The organism is Nocardioides sp. Iso805N (assembly GCF_000364605.1).
Classification (GTDB): Bacteria; Actinomycetota; Actinomycetes; order Propionibacteriales; family Nocardioidaceae; genus Nocardioides.
Window position 1 is genome coordinate 355,443 of record NZ_KB822578.1, and the last position, 23,531, is coordinate 378,973.

Sequence of the window (23,531 nt, forward strand, 5' to 3'; positions counted from 1 at the left end):
CACCGACCTCACCCAGAGCCCCTGGGCACCTCACCCGCTCCACGGGGGAGTGTGCGCAGGGGCTCTGCCACGTGGGCACCGAACCAGGCCAGCGTGTCCGGAGACGTGACGTGGAAGCGCAGGATGGCGAGCTCGACGCCACGCTCCTGCTCGCGAGCCAAGGACGTGACGAGCTCGTCCGCGGTCCCCACGAGCGGCTCTCCCCACGCCGCGCTCGGCAGCCGCTTGGCCACCGAGGCACTCACCCGTTCGCGATCGGACTCCTCGGCGATCACACCGACGGCGTACTGCGCCGAGATGCGGGCCCGGCCCCGAAGCAGAGCCAGCTCGTCCAACCGGTCGCGCGCGCTCCCCACGCAGTTCCACCAGTCGGCGTGACGGCGCACCAGCGGCATGGTCAGCTGGCGGCCGCCGCCGCCGACATGGACCGGGATCCGGTCCTGCACGGGACGGGGGAGTCCGTAGGCGCCCTTCAGGGTGAAGTGGTCGCCGGCATAGTCGAAGGGGGTGCCGGCGAACATGAGGTCGAGGATCTCGAGGGTCTCCCCGAGCGCCTGAGCGCGCTCGCGCCTGCTCGCCGCACCGAAGCCGTACGCCGTCAGCTCGCTCTCGACCGAACCCCAGCCGAGACCGAGCTCGAGACGCCCCGCGCTGACCTGGTCGAGGGTCGCGGCCATCTTGGCGAGCAGGGCAGGGTGCCGGAAGGGTGCACAGCCGACCAGGTGGCCCAGCCGGATCCGGGCAGTAGCGCACGCGACCGCCGTCAGCAGGGTCCAGCTCTCGAGGGTGTCGCAGGGCGGCGCCCCCGGCGTGAGCAGGTGATCCATCACCCAGAAGGAGTGGAACCCGGCCTCCTCCGCCGATCTGGCGAGGGTCACCATCGTGGTGACGTCGGTCTTGAACTGAGGGACGTAGACGCCGAGGGCGAGGGGACCGGCAGCACTCACCCGTCGGCGCCGTCGACGATGTGGATGATCCCCATCGGACAGGCACCCGCGCCGTCGACGGCGCTGTGCTCCAGGTCCGGCGGGACCTCGATCTCGCCCTGGGCGGCGAAGCCGTCGTCATCGAGCGCGAACAGGTCAGGGGCGGCGGCGTGACAACGGCCGTGGCCCTCGCAGTAGTCGAGATCGATCTGGACGCGCATGCAATCACTCCTGCTAGGTCGGGTTGAGCTGGCCTTCGTGGGCGTCGTCGGCCAGCAACGAGCGGAGCTGGACCCGATCGAGCTTGGACATCGCGGTGAGCGGCAGCTCCTCGACCAGCACCAGCCGATCCGGTGCCTTGTAGTCGGCGATCCGGCCGCGTGTCCATGCCCGCAGCTCGTCGAGAGTCGGCGGGTGCTTCGGGTCGGCGGCCACGACGAAGGCGACGCCGATCTCACCGATCACCGGCGCGGCGTGGCCGACGACGGCGGCCCCGCGCACTGCCGGATGCTCGGTGAGCACCTGCTCGACCTCGACCGGGTGGATGTTGAATCCGCCCCGGATGTAGAGATCGCCACGGCGGCCGACCAGCTGGAGGTCGCCGGCGGGTGTGAGCAGACCGAGATCGCCACTGACCAGATACCCATCCGCGTCGAAGGCGGTGCGGCTCAGCTCTGGCTCGCGCCAGTAGCCGCGCATGACACAGGGGCCCTTGACCCGGACCGTGCCCACCTCGCCGACCGGTAGCGCCTGTCCGTCGGCGTCGGTCACCTTCACCGACATCCCGGCCTGCGGGCGGCCCACCGTGCGGAACAGGACGTCCGCCGGGTCGCCCGGATCGGTTCCGCAGATCGTGGGGGACTCGGTCATCGCGTAGCGCACCACGAGAGGTACGCCGAGGCGCTCCGTGGTCTGCTCGATCAGCTGCGGGGAGGCGGGCGCAGTGGCGACGATGCCGATCCGCAGGTGCGGCAGGCTCGCGCGACTCACGCCAGGCTCCTCGAGGAGCTTCGCCCACTGCGTCGGGACGCCGCCGCCGACCGTGACCTGCTCGTCGCGGAGGGTCTCGAACATCCTGCGAGCCGACCAGGGTGTGGGGGAGGCGACCATGGCCATGCCCCAGATGAGCTGGTCCCACAGCTTGGCCATGTAACCGGCGTGGGGGAACGGCGTCGAGGTCAGGCGCCGCGCGTACGGCGCGCTCAGCACCCCAGCCGCATCGGCGAAGGCAGCCAGGTTGTCGCCGTCGAACACGGCCCCCTTCGGCAGGCCGGTGGTCCCGCTGGTGAAGATGATCGTCACCGGGTCGGACCGATCCAGCTCGACCGGAGGCACGGGAGCGACCGGAGCGGCGAGGCTGGCCCGCACGACCTCCGAGCGCGTGATCACCTCGATGCCGGGCGGAGCCTCGGGAACGCCGGCCTCGGCATCGCGGACGACCAGCCGGGGGCCGGCCTTGGCCAGGACCCCGGTGACCTCGTGGATGCCGTAGCGGGTGTTGAGGCCCGTGGTGATGCCGCCGAGCAGTGCGACAGCGGCGTAGCAGACCGCGTAGTCGATGCCCGAGGGCATCATCAGCGCGACGACGTCGCCCTTGCCGACGCCCCGCCGGGAGAGCAGTGCTGCGACCGAGGTGGCACGGTCGCGCCAGGAGGCGAAGCTCAGTCGGGTGCCGTCCTGGTCGACGTACGCGTCGCGATGGCCGTGGACCTCGGCGGCGGCCGCCAGGAGGTCGGCGGTGCTGGCGAAGTCGGCCGTGCGCAGCGGAGCAGCGCCCGCGTCGCGCTGCACCGCCGGCTGGCCGGTCATGGCCGGTCGGTCCCGAGGATGACGGTGCCGCTGGAGCAGAACCAGCCACCGGTGCCGCTGACACAGGCGATCCTCGCGTCCGGAACCTGGCGGGGACCGCACTCACCACGCAGCTGACGGACCGCCTCCACGATGAGGAACAGGCCGCGCTGACCCGGATGGCACGCGGACAGACCGCCCCCGTCGGTGTTGGTCGGGAGCGACCCGCCGAGTCGGAGACTGCCCTTCTCAACGAACGCGCCGCCCTCGCCCTTCTCGCAGAAGCCGAGGTCCTCGATGGTGGCCAGCAGCATGTAGGTGAAGGCGTCGTAGATCTCCGCCACGTCGACGTCGGCAGGGGTGAGCCCGGCTCGCTGGAACGCCAGCGGTCCGGTCACCGCCGCCGGGCCGACCGTCAGGTCCTCCCACTGGCTGGTGAGCATGTGCGAGGTGGCCTCGCCGGTGCCCAGCACCCAGGCGGGCTTGGTCTTGAGGTCGGTCACGCGGTCCTCGGCCACCAGGACCACCGCAGCACCGCCGTCGGAGCGGATGCAGCAGTGCAGCTTGGTGAACGGATCGGCGATCATCGGCCCGGACAGCACCTGCTCGACCGTGATGGGGTCGCGGTAGTAGGCCTCCGGGTTGTCCTGCGCGTTGTAGCGAGCGGAGACCGCCACCTCGGCGAGCTGCTCGATGGTGGTGCCGTACTCGTGCATGTGCCGGCGCGCGGCCATCGCGTACTTGGAGATCAGGGTGTGACCGTAGGGGGCATCCCACTGCAACGGTCCGCGAGAGCCCCAGTTGATGCTCGCGGTGCGCAGGCCCTTGCGGAGATCGGCGCGGGTGGTCGAGCCGTAGGTCAGCAGCACGACGTCGGCATGGCCGGCAGCGATCGCATCGGTCGCGTGGGCCAGCATGACCTCCCACGAGGCGCCGCCCACCGAGGTGGAGTCGATCCAGCGAGGCCGGAGCCCGAGGTACTCACCGACGTCCGTCGGCGGCAGCGTCCCCTGGCTGGTCGAGGCCAGCCCGTCCACCTGGTCGGGGCGCAGCCCCGCCTCGGCGAGTGCCCTGCGACTGGCCTGGGCCATCAGCTCGTAGGCGTTCTTGTCGTCCACCCGACCGACGTCGGAGAGGGCGACGCCGGCAATGGCCACCTTGCGATTCACTGGGGTGCTCCCTGGTCGAGAAGTTCGGCGAGCACCTCGGCCGGCTCGCCGAACAGATGGGCGAGGAGGTGGGCCCGCTTGAGGTAGAGGTGAGCGTTGTGCTCGTAGGTGTAGCCCATGCCGCCGTGGACCTGGATCGTCGCGGCACCGTTCCCGATGGCAGCCTTGGTGGCGACGGCCTTGGCGGCGTAGGCCTGGAAGGCGGCGTCCTCGCGACCCGACTGGACGCAGACGGCTGCGAAGAGCATCTGTGAGCGCGACGCGTCGGCAGCCACTGCCATGTCGGCACAGGCGTGCTTGATCGCCTGGTGCACCCCGATCGGGCGACCGAACTGGACGCGGAGCTTGGCGTGCTCGGTCGACATCGTGGTCAACGCATTGGCAAGGCCGGCCAGCCCGGCGGCGGCAAGCACGGTGCCGCGGAGCCAGAGCGGGTCGGTCTCGGCGGGCAGCCAGTGGCTCACCGTCGCGGCATCGACCGTGGCGGTCGCCAGCCGGGAGCCCGGATCGGCGGAGGGCAGGTCCCCGATGTCGGGGAACTGGGTGGCCCGGACCAGTGCCGTCCCCTGCCGGCTGGCCACCAGCAGGTACGCCGCGCCGGCGTGGTCGATCAGGTCGAAGGTGCCCTTGATCGAGTCCGGACCGATGCACCCGTCGCCGCGCAGCTCGGCGAGGCCGACCAAGGTGCTGCCCTCACCGATGGCGGTGGCGAGCGGAAGGTCGCCGCACTGCGCGGCCACACGTGCCCCCAGTGTGGAGGCCAGGTAGGGGCCGGGAGCGAGGTGCTCGGCCAACGTCGCGAAGAGCAGTGCCTCGTCGTCGAGCAGTCGGCCGGAGCCGCCGTACTCCTCGTCGAGGCCGAGGGTCAGGAGGCCGAGCTCGGCCCCCTCACGCCATGCGTCCGGGTCGACGGCGGACGGATCGTCCGCCCGCTGTCGTATCCCCTCGATCGGGAGGCGGCTCTCGAGGAAGTCCGAGGCCGCCGCGATCAGGTCCAGCTGGTCCTGGGAGGGAAGGAGGTCCATGTGATCAGCTCTCTCTCATCGCGGCAGCCCGAGCATGCGCTCGCCGATGATGTTGCGTTGGATCTCGGAGGTGCCGCCTCCGATGGACTGCGAGAAGGCGTAGTAGTAGTAGCCGACCCAGCCGTTGGGCTCCCACCGCGACGTACGACGCAGGGCGTCCGCCCCGACGATGTCCATCCCGAGGGCGGCGATCTCCTTGCACAGGTCGGCATAGACCAGCTTGAGCATCGAGCCGCGCGGCCCAGGTGTGTCGGTCCGCATCGCGTCGCAGATGCCGACGTAGGTCATCGCCCGCAAGGACGCGACGGCGGCCCGCACCTCGGCGAGACGGCGCGCGATCTGGTCGTCCGCGATGGCCGGTCGCCGACCGTCGGGGCCGAGGTGGTCGCGGGCGAAGTCGATGAGGTCCTCGACGATCTTGGCGAGCCGGACCTGGTTGGCGGTGAAGGCGGTGCCACGCTCGAAGGACAGCGTCGACATCGCGACGCTCCAGCCATCGCCGATGGTGCCGACCACGCTGCTCAGCGGGATCCTGACGTCGTCGTAGAAGACCTCGCAGAACTCCGCGCCGCCCTCGATGGTGGTGATCGGGCGGACGTCGATGCCGGGGAGGCGCATGTCGCAGATCGCCCAGGTGATCCCCTCGTGCTTCGACCCGGTCGCGTCGGTGCGGACCAGCAGCTCCTGGTAGTCGGCGATGTTCGCGAAGCTCGTCCAGATCTTCTGGCCGTTGATCACCAGCTCATCGCCGTCGATCACGGCACGGGTGCGCAGCGAGGCCAGGTCGGAGCCGGCGTCAGGCTCGGAGAATCCCTGGCACCACACCGCCTCACCCCTGAGGATGCGGGGGAGGTGGAAGGCCCGCTGCTCCTCGCTGGCGCGCGTCATCAGCGTCGGGCCGGCGTGGTTGAGACCGACGAAGGTCGCATCGATGCCGGGCAGCCCCTGGGCGGCGTACTCCTCGTACCAGATGAGCTGCTGGGTCAGGGACAGTCCGCCGCCGCCGTACTCCGTCGGCCAGGCGATGCCTGCCCAGCCGCCGTCCCACTGGGTCCGTTGCCAGCCGAGGTCGTATTCCCGGATGCCCGCGGCGTCGTCCGGACGCTGCTCGCGCGGCTTGTTCTCCGCGAGCCACGTGCGGACCTCGTCGCGGAACTCCACCTGCTCGTCCGTGAAGTCCAAATCCATGGAGGGACCTTCCTAGACCGGGGCTGTTCCCCTGATCATAAGTGACAGTAGCGTCAGATGAAAGAGTCAGTTGCGATCTTGCGCGTACGTCGAGGCGAGCGCTGCGCTGCCGTGGGCCAGCAGCGTGACGTCGGCGCCGACGAGGACGAAGCTCGCCCCGGCCGCGACGTAGCCTCGGGCGACCGGCTCGCGGAACGCATTCACGCCGGCTCTCTTTCCGGACTGCACGATCACGGCGATCGCCCGCTCAATGGCGGCGACGACGTCGGGATGCTCCGGGTTCCCGAGGTGTCCGAGCGAAGCCGCCAGGTCGGCAGGGCCGATGAAGACGGCGTCCACGCCGTCAACGGCTGCGATCGCCGGGAGTGCCTCGAGACCGGCGACCGACTCCACTTGGACGGTGACGCTGATTCGGGACCCTGCAGTGATGAGATAGTCAGAAATGCGGCCCCACCGTGAGGCGCGAGCCAGCGCGCTGCCCACCCCGCGGATGCCTTCGGGTGGATAGCGGGTCGCGGCCACCACTGCCGCCGCCTCCTCAGCCGAGTCGACCATGGGGACGATCAGGTTCGTCACCCCGATATCGAGAAGTCGCTTGATCTCGATCGGATCACTCGAGCCTGGACGGGCCAGGACCTCGATCGGGTAGGCCGCCGTCGCCTGGAGCTGGGCGAGCACGGCAGGAATGTCGTTGGGCACGTGCTCGGTGTCCAGCATCAGCCAGTCGAGCCCTGAGCCGGCGCAGATCTCGGCGGTGTAGGCGTTGCCGGCCGCGATCCACATCCCGAACTGCGGCCGCTCCTCGGTACGGCGGATCCACGCGTTGCGGGCCATCAGTCCACCTCACGGGCGAAGTGGACCGAGACCGTGCCGAAGGGGCCGTAGTCGGCGACGAAGGTGTCGCCGGGCAACGCGAAGACGGGTGTGGTGAAGGAGCCGGCCAAGATGACCTCGCCGGCCCTCAACGTCACGCCGTGCGGGGCGAGCCGGTTCGCCAGCCAGGCGACGCCGTTGCCCGGGTGGTTGAGCACGGCCGCCGCGACACCGGACTCCTCGATCACCCCGTTGCGCAGCAGGAGGGCAGCGACCCAGCGCAGGTCGACGTCCATAGGACGCGCCACCCGGCCGCCGAGCACGATCCCGGCGTCGGCGGCGTTGTCGGCGATGGTGTCGATGATCGTGCGCAGGTGGCCGGTCTCGGGGTCCTTCATCTGCACCCTCGCGTCGAGGATCTCGAGTGCGGGCGTGACGTACTCGCTGGCACGCAGGACGTCGTAGAGGGTGGCACCCGGCCCGGCGAGATCCTCGCCGAGCACGAACGCGAGCTCGACCTCGACGCGAGGCTGGATGAACCGCCCCGCAGGCACGGTGCCGCCGTCCTCGAAGAACATGTCGTCGTAGAGCACGCCGTAGTCAGGCTCCGCGATCGACAGCGCGCGTTGCATGACCTTGGACGTCAGACCGATCTTGCGTCCGAGGACGCGTCGGCCGTCGGCCTCCTGGAGTGCGACGCCGGCACGCTGGATGGCGTAGGCGTCCTCGATCGTCAGCTCGGGATGCTCCAGCGACGGCTGCCGGATCGGTGCACGGGAGCGCGCAGCCTCGTGGAGCCGGCGCGCGTAGTCGCGGATGACGCGCTCGTCGACCACCCGCCTCACCGCGCCAGGAAGTCGAGTGCGGCGCGGTTGAAGGAGGTCGCGTCCTCGAAGTGCGGCCAGTGGGCGACGCCCGGCATCTCGAAGACCTCGGCGTTCGGGATCAGGCGAGCGACCGTGTTGGCGGTGCTCATGTACTCCGAGTGGTCCTTGCCGGCGGCGATGACGAGGGTGGGCGCCTGGATGGCGGCCCACTTCTCCTCGGGAATGAGGTTGCGGTCGCGGGCGTCGGCGTCCTGCAGGATCAGGAGGCGCTCGATGGTCTCGCGGGTGTCGTCGCGCTGGTAGATCGCCTGACGCAGCGCGATCAGGTCGGGGAGGCGGTTGGCCTCGTCGGCGATGAGGTGGGCGAAGACCTTGTGGATCGACTCCCAGGTGGGGTTGTTGACCGCCGCCGTGCGCTCCGCTCGGATCCGGGCCATGTTGGACGCGGTGGCGATCAGGCCGGCCGGCGACATCAGGATCACCTTGTCGACCCGCTCGGGGTGGGTGACGGCGGTGGCGGCGCACACCCAGGCGCCGAGCGACATGCCGATGAAGTGGGCCCTCTCGACACCGAAGTGGTCGAGCACGCCGAGCGCCTGCTGGACGTAGACCGGGATCTCGTAGTCGTAGTCGGGCTTCTCGGAGAACCCGTTGCCCACCATGTCGATGGCGATGCAGTGGTAGTGCCGGCTCAGCGCGGCCAGGTTGGGGGCGAAGGTCTCCCAGTGCCCGCCGGTGCCGTGCAGCAGGATCGCGGTGGGCAGGTCGGGGGAGCCGGCCTCGGCGTACCGAGTGCGCACCCCGCCGACGTCGATGAAGCCCTGACGGAACTCCAGCTCGCGCAGGAAGCCCCAGATGCTCCGGTATGCCGTCTCCGGCCCCGTCGTCGCCTCGGGGGCACTCACTGTCGTCGTCTCGCTCATGTCATCCCTTCCAGGGCCGCCCCAGCAGCCGGCTCAACCAACTATCTGACGATAGCGTCTCTATTGTCCGTTTCGCCGCAGTCTGCCGCTCGTGAGCGTGAATTGCCAGGGGCAAGCGGCGATTCAGCTGAGAAATCGCTCGTGTCGCCGACGTGACCTGCTCCACAGAAGGGCTTGTTTCTGACAGTGGTATCCGATAAGACTTGTGCCATGGTCGATGACGAGCCGACGCCCGTGCCCGAGCGCCGCGAGCTAGCGGTGCTGATGAACGAGTTCGCTGTCGTCCGCCTATCCCTTGATCACGCCGGGAACGGCCCACGGCTGCTGGTCGAGGACGCTGAGACCGGCGACTCGATCTTCCTGGAGCCCCTCGAGCTAGCGAGCCTGTGCCTGGCCACCGCCGAGGACCGGCTGCAGTGGCTCAAGGTCGGTGCCTACCGCGACGAGCGGAGTACCTCGGAGCGACCGTCATGACGGCGAGCGATCGGGTCGACCTGGTCGGGCTGGGGATGACGGCGATGTCGACCACTCCGGGTGCCGCTCCCCAGGAGCTCGCCCGCGAGGCAGTGGACCTGGCCCTGGCCGACGCGGCGATCACCCGGGCGGACGTCGACGGCCTCCTGGTCGGCTCCTCGCAGGGGATCCGTCCGGACCGCCTCGGAGTCGCCTTCGCCGCCCAGGGCGGGTTCGGTGATCTGCGCCTTCTCGAGCATGTGGAGATCAAGGGCGCCACCACGATCGCGATGATCCAGCGTGCTGCCCTGGCCATCGCGGCCGGCGAGGCCCGGACGGTCGTCTGCGTCTTCGCCGACGCACCGCTCGTCGCGGGCAGGGGTGCCGGCTCGACCTACGCCCACAGCGGTGGCCAGTCGGGCACCCGCGGCCTCGAGCGAGCCTCGGGTGTCCTCGGCTCGGTGCCGACGTACGCGCTCCTGGCTCAGCGCTGGATGCACGTCTCCGGGGCCCGCCCGGAGGACCTGGCCGCGATCGTCACCACCCAGCGCGCGTGGGCGGTCGACAACCCGGCGGCGGTGGCACGGACGCCGTTGAGCGCGGACGACTATCTCGCCAGCCCGCTGATCTCGACGCCGCTGCGGCGCCTCGACTGTGCCCGTCCGGTGAACGGATCGGTCGCAGTGATCCTCAGCAACGACGTCGCCATCGGCCATCCGGCGCGACTCGCCGTGCGCGGCACCGGCAGATCCCACCCGGTCCGTCATCGCCGCGCCGGAGCCGAGTCCTGGTTCGGCGGCGGTCGACGCGCCGTCGACGACGCGCTCGAGCACGCCGGCATGTCGCGCTCCGACCTCGATCTTGCTGAGCTCTACGACCCGTTCTCCGTCGTCACCCTGATGCTCCTGGAGGAGTACGACCTGACCGGCGGCGCCAAGGCCGGCACCTTCGTCCGCGCGGGCGAGACAGGGCCGCGCGGCCGCCTTCCCACCAACACCGGGGGTGGTCAGCTCTCCGGGTTCTACCTCCAAGGCATGACGCCGCTGGCCGAGGCGATGGTCCAGCTCCGCGCTGAGGGTGGGGACCGCCAGGTCCCGGGTGCGTCGGTCGCCCTCGTCGGCGGCATCGGCGGTCGGCTCGATCATCACGCCGCCCTCGTGCTGGAGCGGGCCGCATGAGCGCCGGCCTCAGCACGGAGACCAGCCGAGAGACCGGCACCATGACCGGCTCGGACTGGCTTCTGGCGGACTCATTGGCCCCGATCATCGAGGGCGACGTCCTCCAGCCGCTCTACGACGGAGCCGCGCTCGGCCAGCTGGTGCTGCCGTTCTGCGCAAGCTGCTCCCTGCCCCTCGACCTCGAGCAGCAGGTCTGCGACGGCTGCGGCGGATCCGACATCGCCTGGCGCCGGGTCGAGCCGGTCGGCATCGTCCACGCGGCCACCATGATGCACCGTCGCGAGCCGGGTCTGGTCCTGGCTTCCGCGCCGTACCCGATCCTCGACGTGGAGCTCGGTAGCGGTCACCGCCTGGTCATGACCACGGCGGACGCGGAGCTGAGCGCTCCCGCCATCGGCGATCCCGTGCACATCACCTTCCGTGATCTCGGGGGTGTCCGGATCCCTTCGGCCCGCCCGCACAACCCCGAGCCAACCGTCACCACCAGCACCGCCCTCAGCCAAACGGAGGCTCCCGCATGACCACCACTGAAACCGACCGTCCGGCGGTCGAGCCGCCGACGCCCGACGCGTTCGACGTCGCGAGTGTCGTCCAGGACCACCGGGTCCACGGCTCGGTGTACACCTCGCCCGAGATCTTCCAGCGTGAGCTGGACACCATCTTCCGCACGGGCTGGGTCTACGTCGCCCACGAGAGCGAGATCGCCGAGTCGGGGGACTACCTGACCCGGCGGATCGGCTCGGAGCCGGTCGTGGTGGTGCACAGCAAGGACGGACAGATCCGGGTGCTCCTCAACCGGTGCAGCCACCGTGCCAACCGGTTGTGCAACGCCGATGCCGGCAACGCCAACTCCTTCCGCTGCCCCTACCACGGCTGGACCTTCAGCAACGACGGCTCGCTGACAGCGGTGCCGATGCGCGACGGCTACGGCACCGAGTTCCAGAAGGTGCGCTCGCAGCTCGGCATGGCCGAGGCGCCCCGCGTCGACAGCTACGGCGGGTTCGTCTTCGCTTCGCTGGCTCCCGAGGGGATCTCGCTCGCCGAGCACCTCGGCGGCGCCGCCAAGGCCATCGACCGCGTCCTCGACCTCTCGCCGACCGGGAAGATCGAGCTGCGCGCCGGCTGGATGAAGCACCTCCACCACGCGAACTGGAAGATGGTCGTCGAGAACAACGTCGACGGCTACCACGCCCTGTTCACCCACGCGTCGGTGTACGACGCGATCCGGCCGGCGAAGGTCTCGCACATCCCGGCCAAGGTCGACGTCGTCGTACGCGACATCGGCAGCGGACACTCCGAGATCGACTACTCCGCCGAGTACCGCAAGCTCGACGAGGAGTTCGTCTGGTACGGCCGGATCCCGCGTGCCAAGCTGCCCGACTACGTCGCGGCGCTCGAGGACCGCCATGGTCCGGAGAAGGCGCACGACGCCCTGGTCGTCGGGCCCTCGCACACGCTGATCTGGCCGAACCTGTTCCTCGCCGAGATGAACGTCATGTACGTCGAGCCGATCGCTCCTGACGAGACCGTCGCCTACACCACCGCTGTGCTGGTGCCCGGACAGGACAAGCTCAACCAGCGCACGCTGCGCCGCTCCGAGGGTGCGATGGGCCCGGCCGGCTTCCTGATCGCCGACGACGGCGAGATCGGCATGCGCAACCAGGCCGGCCTCGCCGCGCACGATCCGGAGTGGCTCGAGCTGTCGCGCGGCGTCGAGACCGATGTGATCGACGAGACCGGTGTCGTGAACAGTGACAAGAGCGCCGAGACCCCGCAGCGCGGCTTCTACCGCCAGTGGGCCAGCGTCGTAGGACAGGAGATCCGCGCATGACCGTCACCGCCGACGTGACCCAGGCCGCCGTCCCGGGACCCCTCCCGGTGCCCGATCCCGACGTCGCTGCGTTCCTGTACTACGAAGCCCGCCTCGCCGACGAGGCGCGCTACTCGGAGTGGGAGCAGCTGTGGGACGACGACGCCCTCTACTGGGTGCCGATGCACCCCGAGGACGACCCGCGCACGCGGCTCTCCTACATCTACGACAACCGCAACCGGATCAAGAGCCGCGTCGCCCAGCTCAACACCGGCAACAGGCACGCCCAGACACCTCCTTCGGTGATGCGCCGCGTGCTCGGCAACATGGAGGTCCTCGCCGCGGACGAGGAGACCGTCACGGTCGCCTCGAACTTCGTCCTGGTCGAGTACCGCCACGAGCAGCGGACCTGGGCCGGCCGTGTGGTCCACACGGTCCGACGTACGCCGGCCGGCCTCAGGCTCGCCGGCAAGACCGTGCACCTGGTGAGCGCCGGCGGCCCGGTGAACACGCTGGCCTTCCTGATCTGACCGGTCAGAACCAGGCACTCGACTCGTCTGCCGCCGCCGACCCCATCGTTCGACCCAAGTGAGGTAACTCGTGCTTATCGGTGAGATCTCGACCAACAACGCGCGCCGTGTCCCGGACAAGAAGGCGATCGTCGTGGACGATCGCACGCTCACCTGGTCGGATGTCGACGAGCGTGCGCTGCGGCTCGCCAACCACCTCGCCGCCGGCGGTCTGACCAAGGGTGACCGGGTCCTGGTGATCGCTCGCAACACCGTCGAGTGGCCGGAGATCGTCTTCGCGCTGGCGAAGGCGGGCTTCATCGCCGTGCCCGTCAACATCCGGCTCGCCGCCGACGAGCTGGCCTACGTGCGTGACGACTCAGGTGCTCGCGCCGCTGTCATCCATCACGACCAGGTCGAGCGGTTCGGCGCCGAGCTGAAGAACCTCGACGTCGTGCTCGAGATCGGGAGCGCCACTGTCGGCACCGACTACGAGTCCGCACTCGCCTCGTCGGTGACGACGAACCCGACGCCGGCCGACCTGGTGCCGGCGGACCCGCAGTTCATCCTCTACACCAGCGGCACCACCGGCAGGCCCAAGGGCGTGATCAACACGCACCGGGGCATGCTGGCCCAGGTCGTCGACACGACGATCGTCACCGAGGCCAATCGGTCCGATGTCTACCTCGCGACGACGCCGTTCTTCACCGCGGGCGGCATGGTCCGGACCCTGGCCTGGACCTACCTGGGCCAGACCATGGTGATCCACCACCGGTTCGACCCCCAGGCGGTGATCGACGAGATCGAGCGCAGCGGTATCACCTTCACCACCTTCATCCCGACCATGCTGCAGCGCACCCTGCGGATCCTCGAGGAGGGTCCGCCGCGCGACATGTCCAGCCTGCGCCGCATCAGCTACGGCTCCGCACCGGTGCCTCCGGGGCTGGCGGAGAAGGCGATGAACCTGCTCGGCTGCGACATGCAGCAGCGCTACGGCCTCACCGAGTGCGGCGGCCAGGCGACGATCCTCACCCCCCAGGACCACCGCGACATGGTGGCCGGCAAGACGTCGATCCTCACCTCGTGCGGCCAGGAGACGCCGATGTGCACGATCCGGATCGTCGATGGCGACGGCCGTGAGCTCCCGGCCGGTGAGATCGGCGAGATCGTGATGGTCAGCGACGCGTCAGCCGTCGGCTACTGGAACATGCCCGAGGCGACGGCGAAGACGTTCCGTCCCGAGGGGCTGTGGTCGGGCGATCTCGGCTTCCTCGACGAGGAGCGGTACCTCCACATCACCGGTCGAAAGACCGACATGATCATCTCGGGCGGCTTCAACGTCTATCCGGGCGAGATCGAGCGGGTGATCGCGAACCACGCCCAGGTCGATCTGGTCGCGGTCGTCGGCCTCCCCGACCCCGAGTGGGGCGAGACGCCGGTGGCTGTCGTGGTGCCGCGCGGCGAGGTGGACCTCGGCGTACTCGCCGGCGAGCTGCAGGCGCTGTGCCGCCAGGACCTGGCCGGCTACAAGCAGCCTCGCCGCTTCGAGTTCGCCACCGAGCTTCCGCTGGGGCCGGCCGGGAAGATCCTCAAGCGCGAGATCGTCGACCAGCTGCAGGGCGCGGTGAAGTAGATGAGCGAGATGGTGGCCGGGCCCGCCGGCGTGGCGCTCGACGAAGACATGCTGTCGACGTCCGGAGTCTGGCAGCTGGTCGTGGACCGCGCCGAGGCGACACCCGAGGCTGAGTTCTCGGTCGACGAGCACGGGCGCCGGGTCACGTTCGCTCAGCTGCGTGACCTGGCGGCGTCGTACGCCGAGGGCCTCGGCGCCCGCGGAGTGCGCGCCGGGGACGTGGTGTCGTGGCAGCTGCCGACGACGGTGGAGGCGATGGCGCTCGCCGCCGCGCTGTCGCGCCTCGGCGCCGTCCAGAACCCCATCATCCCGGCGCTGCGGGCGCCGGACGTGGAGTTCGTGGCGCGCCAGCTCGGCACGACCCTGCTCATCGTCCAGCGTGAGCATCGTGGCTTCGACCACGCCGCGATGGCCGAGACCGTGAAGGCAGCGGTCCCGGGTCTCGACGTCCTGATCCTCGAGGAGGACCTGAGCGCGCCCCTCGACGGCGGTCCCGATGCACGCCGCGTGCCCCATGCCCCTCAGGACGCCGATGCTGTCAGCTGGGTCTTCTACACCTCGGGCACGACGGCTGCACCCAAGGGCGTGCGCCACTCCGATGCCGGCCTGGTCGCAGCGGCGCGCACCTTCGTCACGAACATCGAGGTCACCGCGGCGGACAGGTGCGCTGCCTTCGTGCCGGTCGCCCATGTGGGCGGCATCGCCCACATGCTGCACGCCCTCCTGATCGGGCACGCCCTCATCGTCAGCGCCGCCTTCGACCCTGAGCGCAACGCTGACCTCCTCATCGAGGAAGGGGCGACCCTGATCGGGTCCGGGCTGCCCTTCACCAACGCCTACCTGCGCCTCGCCGCGGAGCGCGGGACGGTTCCGCTGTTCCCGTCGGCCCGCGCCACCCTCGGTGGCGGCTCGGGTCGCCCGCACGCGCTGAGCGCGGCCGCGTCCGCGAAGCTCGGTGGCGTCGGCATCATCTCGGGCTACGGCATGACCGAATGCCCCTACATCACCTGGGGCACCCCGGGCGACACCGAGGAGCAGCACGCCGCTTTCGAGGGCGTTCCCGGTCCCGGGGGTGAGGTCCGCATCGTCGGGGCCGATGGACGCCCTCTCGCCCGCGGCGAGGTGGGGGAGATCCGCGTTCGCGGTCCGCAGCTCTTCCACGGGTACGTCGACGAGACCCTCAACGCAGGAGCGCTCGACGACGACGGGTTCTTCCGCAGCGGCGACCTGGGCTTCCTCGATGCCGACGGTCGTCTGTGCGTGACCGGGCGGCTCAAGGACATCATCGTGCGCAAGATGGAGAACATCTCGGCCCAGGAGGTCGAGGCGGCTCTGAGCACCGATCCGGCCATCGCCGACGTCGCCGTCATCGGGCTGCCGGACGACGAGTCGGGGGAGCGGGTGTGCGCGGTCGTCGTCCCCGCTGACCCCGGACTGCCGCCGAGCCTCGCCTCGGTGCAGGCGCATCTCCGGACGACGTCGCTCAACATCCGCAAGTTCCCCGAGCAGGTCGAGATCGTGCCCACGCTGGCGCGCAACCCGCTGGGCAAGCTGGTCAAGTCCGATCTCCGGCGGCAGTTCCTGCCTGTCGGCACCGAGCCCACAGGAGCCTCGATGACCGCCCTGTCCACCCCTCAGGCCGAGCGCTTCGAGACGATCATCTTCGAGGTCGCCGACCACGTCGCGACGATCACCCTCAACCGTCCCGACAGGCTCAACAGCTTCACCGAGACCATGGCGCGTGAGATGTCCCAGGTCTGGGCCCGGGTCCGCGACGACGACGACATCCGGGTAGCGGTGCTGCGTGCGAGCGGCGAGCGCGCCTTCTGCACCGGCCTCGACATCCAGGAGGGTCCCTGGTGGGGCCACCTCAACGTGTGGAACCAGGTGGATCCCGGGATCGAGCTGGGGCCTCGGCACCACAGCGTCTGGAAGCCGGTGATCTGCGCGGTCCACGGGATGGCGGCCGGCGGGGCGGCGTACTTCCTCAACCAGTCCGACATCGTGATCTGCTCCGAGGACGCGACCTTCTTCGATCCGCACGCGAACGGCGGGATGGTCTCCGCCCTCGAGCCCATCGGGATGCTCGCCCGTGGTGTGGCTCTGGGCGAGGTGCTCCGCTGGGCACTGCTCGGCAGCGACGAGCGGATGACCGCTGAGACGGCGCTTCGCGTCGGCATCGTGACGGAGGTGACCTCCCGCGAGGAGCTCTGGCCACGCGCACAGGCGCTGGCGACCGAGATCGCCGGTCGGCGTCCGGAGGCGATCCAGGGCACTGTCCGGGCGATCTGGGAGGCGTTGGACATGACCCCGGCGATGGCGATGCGCAACGGTCTCTCCTACACCCAGATCGGGAACGCCGGGCCGGGCCGCTCCGACGCCCGACAGAACAAGCGCGCACCGCGGCTGCGCTGAGCGCCGCGGCACTGCCCATCCACGAGTTTCCAGGAGACCTGCCATGAGCATCGGCACCGAAGAGCACCTCGCCTTCTCCCTCATCATCGGCGGCGCGGAGGTCGCGGCCGGGTCCGGGCGGACCTACGAGAGCATCGATCCCTACACCGGTACGACGTGGGCGGTGGTGCCCGATGGCGACGCCGGCGACATCGACCGTGCCGTGCAGGCCGCGCGAGCGGCCCTGGACGGCCCGTGGGGCCGGCTCACCGCGACCGAGCGCGGTCGGCTGATCGGTCGGCTGGGCGACGTGATCGCCCGTCACGCCGACCACCTGGCCGATCTGGAGGTCCGCGACGGCGGGAAGCTGTTGCGCGAGATGGGTGGGCAGATGCGCAGCCTGCCCGACTACTACCACTACTTCGCTGGCATGGCGGACAAGCTCGAGGGGACCGTGATCCCCGGCAAGTCGAACTACCTCGTCTACACCACGCACGAGCCGGTCGGGGTGGTCGGCGCCATCACGCCGTGGAACTCGCCCCTTCTCCTGCTGACCTGGAAGCTCGCGGCCGGTCTCGCGGCCGGCTGCACCTTCGTCGTCAAGCCCAGCGACCACACGCCGGTCTCCACGCTGGCCTTCGCTCGTCTCTTCGAGGAGGCCGGGTTCCCGCCGGGCGTGATGAACGTCGTCACCGGGTGGGGCCCGGAGACGGGCGCGGCGTTGGCCTCTCACCCGGGGGTCGACAAGATCGCCTTCACCGGCTCGACCGGCACCGGCATCAAGGTCGGTGAGGCAGCCGTGCGCAACCTGACCCGCTTCACCTTGGAGCTCGGCGGGAAGTCGGCCCAGGTCGTCTTCCCCGACGCCGACCTCGAGGCCGCCGCCAACGGCATCGTCTCGGGGATCTTCGCCGCCACCGGGCAGACCTGCCTGGCGGGCTCGCGTCTCCTGGTCCACGAGAGCGTTGCCGACGAGCTCGTCGAGAGGGTCGTACGTCGCGCCAGCACCATCGTGCTCGGTGATCCCCGGGATCCCGCCACCGAGATGGGTCCGGTCTCCAACCAGCCGCAGTACGAGAAGGTGCTCTCGCACTTCGAGTCGGCGCGCGAGCAGGGCGCGACGATCGCGTACGGCGGCGAGCCGGCCAGCGACCTCGGTGGTCTCTTCGTCAAGCCGACGGTCCTGACCGGGGTGACTGCGGACATGCGTGCCGCGGCGGAGGAGATCTTCGGTCCCGTTCTCACGGTCTCGACCTTCGCCGACGAGGACGAGGCGATCGCCGCCGCCAACGGGACCGAGTTCGGCCTGGCGGGCGCTGTCTGGACCCGCGACGTGACCCGCGCCCACCGGGTCGCCGGACAGCTCCACGCCGGCACCGTCTGGATCAACGCCTACCGCGCGGTGGCTCCCAACGTGCCGTTCGGGGGCATGGGCGCCAGCGGGATCGGCCGGGAGAACGGCATCGATGCCGTCAAGGACTTCACCGAGACCAAAGCCATCTGGGTCGAGCTCAGCGGGCAGACCCGGGACCCGTTCACCCTCGGCTGAGGGACATCGAGAGGACATCACCATGAGCAGCACCACCCGCCAGGCCGGCCAGGACGCCGTCATCGTCGCCGCGGCCCGTACGCCGATCGGCACCGCCTACAAGGGCACCCTGCGCGACACCACCGCGATGGACCTCGCCGCGATCGTGGTGAGGGAGGTCCAGCAGCGCTCAGGCCTCGAGCCGTCCCAGATCGACGACATCATCCTGGCCGAGTCCAACTACGGCGGCGGAGACATCGCCCGCCACGCGGCGGTCGTCACCGGCATGCTCCAGGTGCCGGGGCAGGCGATCAACCGGCACTGTGCCGGCGGCCTGACCGCTATCGGCAACGCGGCCGCTCAGGTCGTCTCGGGGGCTGAGGACGCGATCATCGCCGGTGGCGTGCAGTCCAGCTCCACCTCACCGCTGCAGCGATTCCGTACGCCGGGCACCGTCGAGGAGTTCACCGAGCGCTGGATGCCGCCGACGCACCCGGACTCGCCCGAGGCGCCGAACATGGACATGTCGATCACCGTCGGCTGGCACACCGCCCGGGAGGTCGGCCTGACCCGCGAGGAGATGGACGCCTGGGCGCTGCGCTCGCACCAGCGTGCTGTCGCGGCGATCGACGGTGGGGTCTTCGACGAGGAGATCGTGCCGGTGCCCGTGCGAGCCGCGGACGGCACCACCGTGCTGTTCGAGAACGACGAGCACCCGCGCCGGGACTCGAGCGCTGAGAAGCTCGCCAGCCTCAAGCCGATCCACCCCGAGATCGACGGATTCTCGATCACGGCCGGCAACGCTAGCGGCATCAATGACGCGGCCGCCGCGGTGATGGTGACCTCCGCGGCTCTCGCCGCCGAGCAGGGTCTGAAGCCGCTCGCGACGATCAAGGCATGGGCGTCGACCGCGATCGATCCCGCCCGGATGGGGCTCGCCCCGCTCGACGCGATCCCGAAGGTGCTCGACCGCGCCGGACTCGGCGTCGGCGATGTCGACCTGTGGGAGATCAACGAGGCGTTCGCCTCGGTGCCGGTGGCGGCCTGCAAGAAGCTCGGCATCGACGAGACCCTGGTCAACACGGCCGGAAGTGGTTGCAGCCTGGGCCACCCGGTCGCGGCCTCGGGCGCCCGGATGATCGTCACGTTGATCCACGAGCTGCGCCGGCGTGGTGGCGGCGTCGGGCTCGCCACCATGTGCGCCGGCGGCGGCCAGGCCGGCGCCGTGGTGATCGAAGTTGCCGCACCCTGATCCCTAGAAAATGACGCAACTGTCAGATATGTTGGTCACGTGCTGAAGCCGCAATGAGGCGGCTCGTCGAGAAGGAGTGGCGTGCATGTCTGTGCAGGTCGCAACGCTGGAGCTTCCGGGCTCGGGGCTGAGCCTCGCGGGGGATCGATGGTCTGATCCCGATGCGGGTGATCCGCGCGGTATCGCGCTGCTGCTACACGGCGGCGGGCAGACGCGGCACTCGTGGCGTCGTACGGGGGAGCGGCTGGCCCGTGCGGGCTGGATCGCCTATGCCGTCGATCTGCGAGGGCATGGCGACAGTGCCTGGCCGGCCGATGGCGACTACGGCATGAATGCCATGACGGCCGACATCAGAGAACTGGCCGCACATGTCAGAAGAAGCGAACCGGGCGTGCCGATGGCCCTGGTGGGCGCCTCCCTGGGGGGCAAGGTCTCACTCCTCGTTGCCGGGGAGGACGCCGACCTGGTGCAGGCGCTGGTCCTGGTCGACATCGTGATCCGCGTCGAGACCGAGGGCAGCCGGCGCGTGCGTGACTTCATGCGGGGCGCGCCGGAAGGGTTCGGCTCCCTCGAGGAGGCGGCCGCGGCGATCTCGGCGTACAACCCCCATCGCAAGCACTCGGGCAATCTCGAAGGGCTGAAGAAGAACCTTCGGCTGCGAGACGGCCGCTGGCACTGGCACTGGGATCCGCGGATGTTCCGCCATGACGGCGACGACGACCTGCCCGGCGGGGATTCGCCGGTCAGCGTCGCGATCGCGAAGCGCTCCCGTGCGGCGGCGAGCGAGCTGCGGTGCCCGCTCATGCTGGTGCGCGGCGAGCAGTCCGACATCGTCTCCGACGAGGGCATCGCCGAGCTGCGCGAGCTGGTGCCGCACGCACGCGTCGTCGACGTGAACAACGTCGGCCACATGGTGGCCGGCGACGACAACGACGTCTTCAGCGCCAACCTGGTCGACTTCCTCGACGAGGCGGTCGCATCAGCGGGCTCCGCGACGGGCCCCTTCCCCGAAAGTGCAGGCAAACGGGCATGACCCAGACCTACGACCCCCGTGCCGCCGAGCCCGTCGGCTCCGGTGTGACCCGGCTCGACCAAGTCGTCATCCGGATCGCGGGCGACTCCGGCGACGGGATGCAGCTCGCTGGTGACCAGTTCACCGCCGAGGCGGCCGCTTTCGGCAACGACCTGGCGACCCAGCCGAGCTTCCCGGCCGAGATCCGGGCGCCTCAGGGCACCCTCCACGGTGTCTCGAGCTTCCAGATCCAGATCGCGGACTTCGATGTCCTCACCGCCGGTGACCGTCCCGACGTCCTGGTGGCGATGAACCCGGCAGCGCTGCGGGCCAACGTCGGCGACCTGCCCCGCGGCGGCATCTTGATCGTCAACACCGACGAGTTCACCAAGCGCAACCTGGCCAAGGCCGGCTACGACCACAACCCGCTCGAGACCGCCGACTTCGAGGACTTCCAGGTCCACGAGATCGCGATGGCGACGTTGACGGCCGGCGCGGTCGAGTCCGTGGGCCTCGGGCGCAAGGATGCCGAGCGGTCCAAGAACATGTTCGCCCTCGGCGTGCTCTCGTGGATGTACGGACGTCCGCTGGCGGCCATCGAGGAGTTCCTCGAGCAGAAGTTCGCCAAGCGGCCCCAGATCGCCAAGGCCAACATTCTGGCGCTGCGTGCCGGCCACAATTACGGCGAGACCACCGAGTCCTTCGCCACCAGCTTCGAGGTCGCCCCGGCTGCGCTTCCGGCCGGCACCTATCGCCAGGTCACCGGCAACACGGCGCTGTCCTACGGCCTGCTCGCCGTCGCCCAGACCTCCGGGATGGAGGTCTTCCTGGGCAGCTATCCGATCACTCCGGCCTCCGACATCCTGCACGAGCTGAGCGGTCACAAGCACCACGGCGTGGTCACCTTCCAGGCGGAGGACGAGATCGCGGCGGTCGGCGCGGCACTCGGAGCGTCGTACGGCGGTGCGCTCGGCGTCACCTCCACCTCGGGGCCCGGGCTGGCGCTCAAGTCCGAGGCCATCGGACTCGCGGTGATGACCGAGCTGCCGCTGCTGGTGATCAACGTCCAGCGTGGCGGACCCTCGACCGGACTGCCGACCAAGACCGAGCAGGCCGACCTGCTGCAGGCCCGGTTCGGTCGTAACGGCGAGTCGCCCGTGCCGGTGATCGCGCCGCAGTCCCCGGCGGACTGCTTCGAGGCCGCCCTCGAGGCGGCTCGGATCGCCATCACCTACCGCACGCCGGTGATCCTGCTCTCCGACGGAGCCATCGCCAACGGCTCCGAGCCCTGGCGGATCCCGAGCGTCGCTGCCCTGCCTCCGATCGATCCGGACTTCGCCGTGGCCCCTGAGGGCGAGAGCGCCGCGGGAACCCACCAGCCCTACGCGCGCGACGCCGAGACCCTGGTGCGGTCCTGGGCGATCCCCGGGGCGGCCGGGCTGGAGCACCGGATCGGCGGTCTGGAGAAGGAGAACGGCAGCGGCAACATCTCCTACACCCCCGAGAACCACGAGCTGATGACCCGGGTGCGAGCCGCCAAGGTCGAAGGCATCCCGGTGCCCGCGCTGGAGGTCGACGACCCCAGCGACGGTGCCGAGGTCCTCCTGCTCGGATGGGGCAGCTCGTACGGCCCCATCGGCGAGGCCGTACGCCGCGCGCGTCTCGCCGGCTACCAGGTGGCGCGAGCGCACCTGCGCCACCTCAACCCGTTGCCCTCGAACCTGGGGGAGGTGCTGGGTCGCTACCGCCGGGTCCTCGTGCCGGAGATGAACCTGGGCCAGCTCTCGCTGCTGCTCAAGGCGCAGTACGACGCCGACATCCAGCCGATCACGAAGGTGTCCGGTGTCGCCTTCCGCTCCGACGAGCTGCACGAGGCCCTCCTGGCCGAGTTCGCCGGCACCCTTGCGGCCCACGAGCGGGAGAAGACGCCGGCGTCCACCGCCGCGGTCGTCGTCCGCTAGTCGCTTCGACCACACGATGGGAGCACCAACCATGACCACCGTCGCCACTTCCGGCCTCGTGGGCACAGACCTCGGTCTGACCCCGGCCGCTCGCCACTCCGCCCTCGACCTGGTGCCCAAGGCGGAGGGGAAACAGACGGCCCGCGACTTCGCCAGCGCCGAGGAGGTGCGGTGGTGCCCCGGGTGCGGTGACTACGTCATCCTCGCGACCGTCAAGAGCATGCTGCCGCAGCTCGGCCTCAAGCGGGAGAACATCGTCTTCATCTCCGGTATCGGGTGCTCCTCACGGTTCCCGTACTACCTCGAGACCTACGGCGTGCACTCCATCCACGGCCGCGCGCCGACGCTCGCCACCGGCCTGTCGGTGACCCGCCCCGACCTCTCGATCTGGGTCGTGACCGGCGACGGCGATGCGATGTCGATCGGTGGGAACCACCTGATCCACGCACTGCGGCGCAACGTGAACATGCGCGTCCTGATGTTCAACAACCGCATCTACGGGTTGACCAAGGGGCAGTACTCGCCGACGTCCGAGACCGGCAAGGTGACCAAGTCGACGCCGTACGGGTCCGTCGACGCGCCGTTCAACACGATGTCGCTCACCGTCGGCGCCGAGGCCAGCTTCGTCGCACGTGCCCTCGACTCCGACCGAGCCGGGCTCACCGAGGTCCTGCTCGCCGCGGCTCAGCACCGGGGGACCGCGTTCGTCGAGATCCTGCAGGACTGCCCGATCTTCAACGACGGGTCCTTCGACGCCCTGCGCAAGGACGACGCGGCGAGCCACCTGATCCACGTGCGTCACGGAGAGCCGATCATCTTCGGAGCCGAGGGCGAGTACTGCGTCGTCAAGCAGGGATTCGGGCTCGGCGTCGCCAAGACCGTCGACGTGGCGCCCGAGGACATCGTCGTGCACGACGCGTACACCGATGACCAGGCGTACGCCTACGCCCTCTCGCGACTCTCGGAGCAGGACCTCACCTACAGCGTGACCGGCATCATCCGCGCGGTAAGCCGCCCGACGTACGACGACGGGGTGCGGACCCAGGTCGAGTACGCGAAGTCGGTGACCGCCCAGGACCTGCAGGAAACCTTGAACGGTCAGCACACGTGGACCGTCTCCTAGCCACCGACGAAGAGGAGAA

At 69.9% G+C, this 23,531-nt stretch carries 21 protein-coding genes; 12 read left to right on the plus strand and 9 right to left on the minus strand.

The genetic code is table 11. The features are described from left to right. Positions 1 to 8: 8 nt before the first annotated feature. The 9 genes from H036_RS0111555 to H036_RS0111595 all read right to left on the minus strand — a co-directional run bounded on the left by H036_RS0111555 (position 9) and on the right by H036_RS0111595 (position 8,659). A complete protein-coding gene (locus H036_RS0111555) occupies positions 9 to 947 on the minus strand; it encodes an LLM class flavin-dependent oxidoreductase (RefSeq protein ID WP_017934946.1) in 939 nt (312 codons plus the stop codon). Continuing rightward, positions 944 to 1,147 (minus strand): ferredoxin, encoded by a 204-nt coding sequence (locus tag H036_RS0111560; RefSeq protein WP_017934947.1) that lies wholly within the window; start codon positions 1,145 to 1,147, stop codon positions 944 to 946. Before H036_RS0111560 ends, H036_RS0111555 begins: the two co-directional genes overlap by 4 nt. 13 nt (positions 1,148 to 1,160) lie before the next feature. Next, the gene (locus H036_RS0111565) at positions 1,161 to 2,735 is read right to left on the minus strand and encodes a class I adenylate-forming enzyme family protein (protein WP_017934948.1); all 1,575 of its coding nucleotides are present in this window, start codon (positions 2,733 to 2,735) and stop codon (positions 1,161 to 1,163) included. Next, positions 2,732 to 3,883 (minus strand): acetyl-CoA acetyltransferase, encoded by a 1,152-nt coding sequence (locus tag H036_RS0111570; protein WP_017934949.1) that lies wholly within the window; start codon positions 3,881 to 3,883, stop codon positions 2,732 to 2,734. The genes H036_RS0111565 and H036_RS0111570 overlap by 4 nt, the downstream gene beginning before the upstream one ends. Then, positions 3,880 to 4,908 carry an acyl-CoA dehydrogenase family protein gene (locus H036_RS0111575; RefSeq protein WP_017934950.1) on the minus strand — a complete coding sequence of 343 codons (1,029 nt, stop codon included), beginning with the start codon at positions 4,906 to 4,908 and terminating at the stop codon, positions 3,880 to 3,882. Before H036_RS0111575 ends, H036_RS0111570 begins: the two co-directional genes overlap by 4 nt. Positions 4,909 to 4,923: 15 nt before the next feature. Then, the gene (locus tag H036_RS0111580; protein WP_017934951.1) at positions 4,924 to 6,096 is read right to left on the minus strand and encodes an acyl-CoA dehydrogenase family protein; all 1,173 of its coding nucleotides are present in this window, start codon (positions 6,094 to 6,096) and stop codon (positions 4,924 to 4,926) included. A 66-nt stretch (positions 6,097 to 6,162) separates the two neighbouring features. Further along, complete coding sequence (locus H036_RS0111585; RefSeq protein ID WP_017934952.1) at positions 6,163 to 6,930, minus strand: aldolase/citrate lyase family protein; 768 nt, start codon at positions 6,928 to 6,930, stop codon at positions 6,163 to 6,165. Continuing rightward, the gene (hpaH, locus tag H036_RS0111590) at positions 6,930 to 7,754 is read right to left on the minus strand and encodes a 2-oxo-hept-4-ene-1,7-dioate hydratase (protein WP_198289954.1); all 825 of its coding nucleotides are present in this window, start codon (positions 7,752 to 7,754) and stop codon (positions 6,930 to 6,932) included. Before hpaH ends, H036_RS0111585 begins: the two co-directional genes overlap by 1 nt. Then, complete coding sequence (locus H036_RS0111595; protein WP_017934954.1) at positions 7,751 to 8,659, minus strand: alpha/beta fold hydrolase; 909 nt, start codon at positions 8,657 to 8,659, stop codon at positions 7,751 to 7,753. The genes hpaH and H036_RS0111595 overlap by 4 nt, the downstream gene beginning before the upstream one ends. A gap of 210 nt (positions 8,660 to 8,869) precedes the next feature. On the opposite strand from H036_RS0111595, the gene H036_RS0111600 reads away from it, so the two are divergent. The 12 genes from H036_RS0111600 (at position 8,870) to H036_RS0111660 (ending at position 23,512) form a co-directional block, all read left to right on the plus strand. Next, positions 8,870 to 9,133, plus strand: coding sequence for a hypothetical protein (locus H036_RS0111600; RefSeq protein WP_017934955.1), 264 nt, complete (start codon positions 8,870 to 8,872; stop codon positions 9,131 to 9,133). Further along, positions 9,130 to 10,290: a thiolase family protein gene (locus H036_RS0111605; protein WP_017934956.1), complete on the plus strand. Its 1,161-nt coding sequence runs from the start codon at positions 9,130 to 9,132 to the stop codon at positions 10,288 to 10,290. The genes H036_RS0111600 and H036_RS0111605 overlap by 4 nt, the downstream gene beginning before the upstream one ends. After that, entirely contained in the window at positions 10,287 to 10,811 is a 525-nt protein-coding gene (locus H036_RS22630; protein WP_017934957.1) for a Zn-ribbon domain-containing OB-fold protein, read from the plus strand. Before H036_RS0111605 ends, H036_RS22630 begins: the two co-directional genes overlap by 4 nt. Then, positions 10,808 to 12,121, plus strand: coding sequence for an aromatic ring-hydroxylating oxygenase subunit alpha (locus H036_RS0111615; protein ID WP_017934958.1), 1,314 nt, complete (start codon positions 10,808 to 10,810; stop codon positions 12,119 to 12,121). Before H036_RS22630 ends, H036_RS0111615 begins: the two co-directional genes overlap by 4 nt. Then, positions 12,118 to 12,630 (plus strand): aromatic-ring-hydroxylating dioxygenase subunit beta, encoded by a 513-nt coding sequence (locus tag H036_RS0111620; RefSeq protein ID WP_017934959.1) that lies wholly within the window; start codon positions 12,118 to 12,120, stop codon positions 12,628 to 12,630. The genes H036_RS0111615 and H036_RS0111620 overlap by 4 nt, the downstream gene beginning before the upstream one ends. A gap of 70 nt (positions 12,631 to 12,700) precedes the next feature. Further along, complete coding sequence (locus H036_RS0111625; protein ID WP_017934960.1) at positions 12,701 to 14,242, plus strand: class I adenylate-forming enzyme family protein; 1,542 nt, start codon at positions 12,701 to 12,703, stop codon at positions 14,240 to 14,242. Then, on the plus strand, positions 14,243 to 16,657 hold the full coding sequence (locus H036_RS0111630) for an AMP-binding protein (protein WP_017934961.1): 2,415 nt from the start codon (positions 14,243 to 14,245) through the stop codon (positions 16,655 to 16,657). It abuts the gene before it with no gap. A gap of 43 nt (positions 16,658 to 16,700) precedes the next feature. After that, positions 16,701 to 18,185, plus strand: coding sequence for an aldehyde dehydrogenase (locus H036_RS0111635; protein ID WP_017934962.1), 1,485 nt, complete (start codon positions 16,701 to 16,703; stop codon positions 18,183 to 18,185). A 22-nt stretch (positions 18,186 to 18,207) separates the two neighbouring features. After that, on the plus strand, positions 18,208 to 19,416 hold the full coding sequence (locus H036_RS0111640; RefSeq protein WP_017934963.1) for a thiolase family protein: 1,209 nt from the start codon (positions 18,208 to 18,210) through the stop codon (positions 19,414 to 19,416). Positions 19,417 to 19,501: 85 nt separating this feature from the next. Further along, positions 19,502 to 20,449: an alpha/beta fold hydrolase gene (locus H036_RS22635; protein ID WP_036488093.1), complete on the plus strand. Its 948-nt coding sequence runs from the start codon at positions 19,502 to 19,504 to the stop codon at positions 20,447 to 20,449. Beyond that, positions 20,446 to 22,389 (plus strand): 2-oxoacid:acceptor oxidoreductase subunit alpha, encoded by a 1,944-nt coding sequence (locus tag H036_RS0111655; protein WP_051068667.1) that lies wholly within the window; start codon positions 20,446 to 20,448, stop codon positions 22,387 to 22,389. Before H036_RS22635 ends, H036_RS0111655 begins: the two co-directional genes overlap by 4 nt. A gap of 31 nt (positions 22,390 to 22,420) precedes the next feature. After that, complete coding sequence (locus H036_RS0111660; protein ID WP_017934966.1) at positions 22,421 to 23,512, plus strand: 2-oxoacid:ferredoxin oxidoreductase subunit beta; 1,092 nt, start codon at positions 22,421 to 22,423, stop codon at positions 23,510 to 23,512. Positions 23,513 to 23,531: the final 19 nt, after the last annotated feature.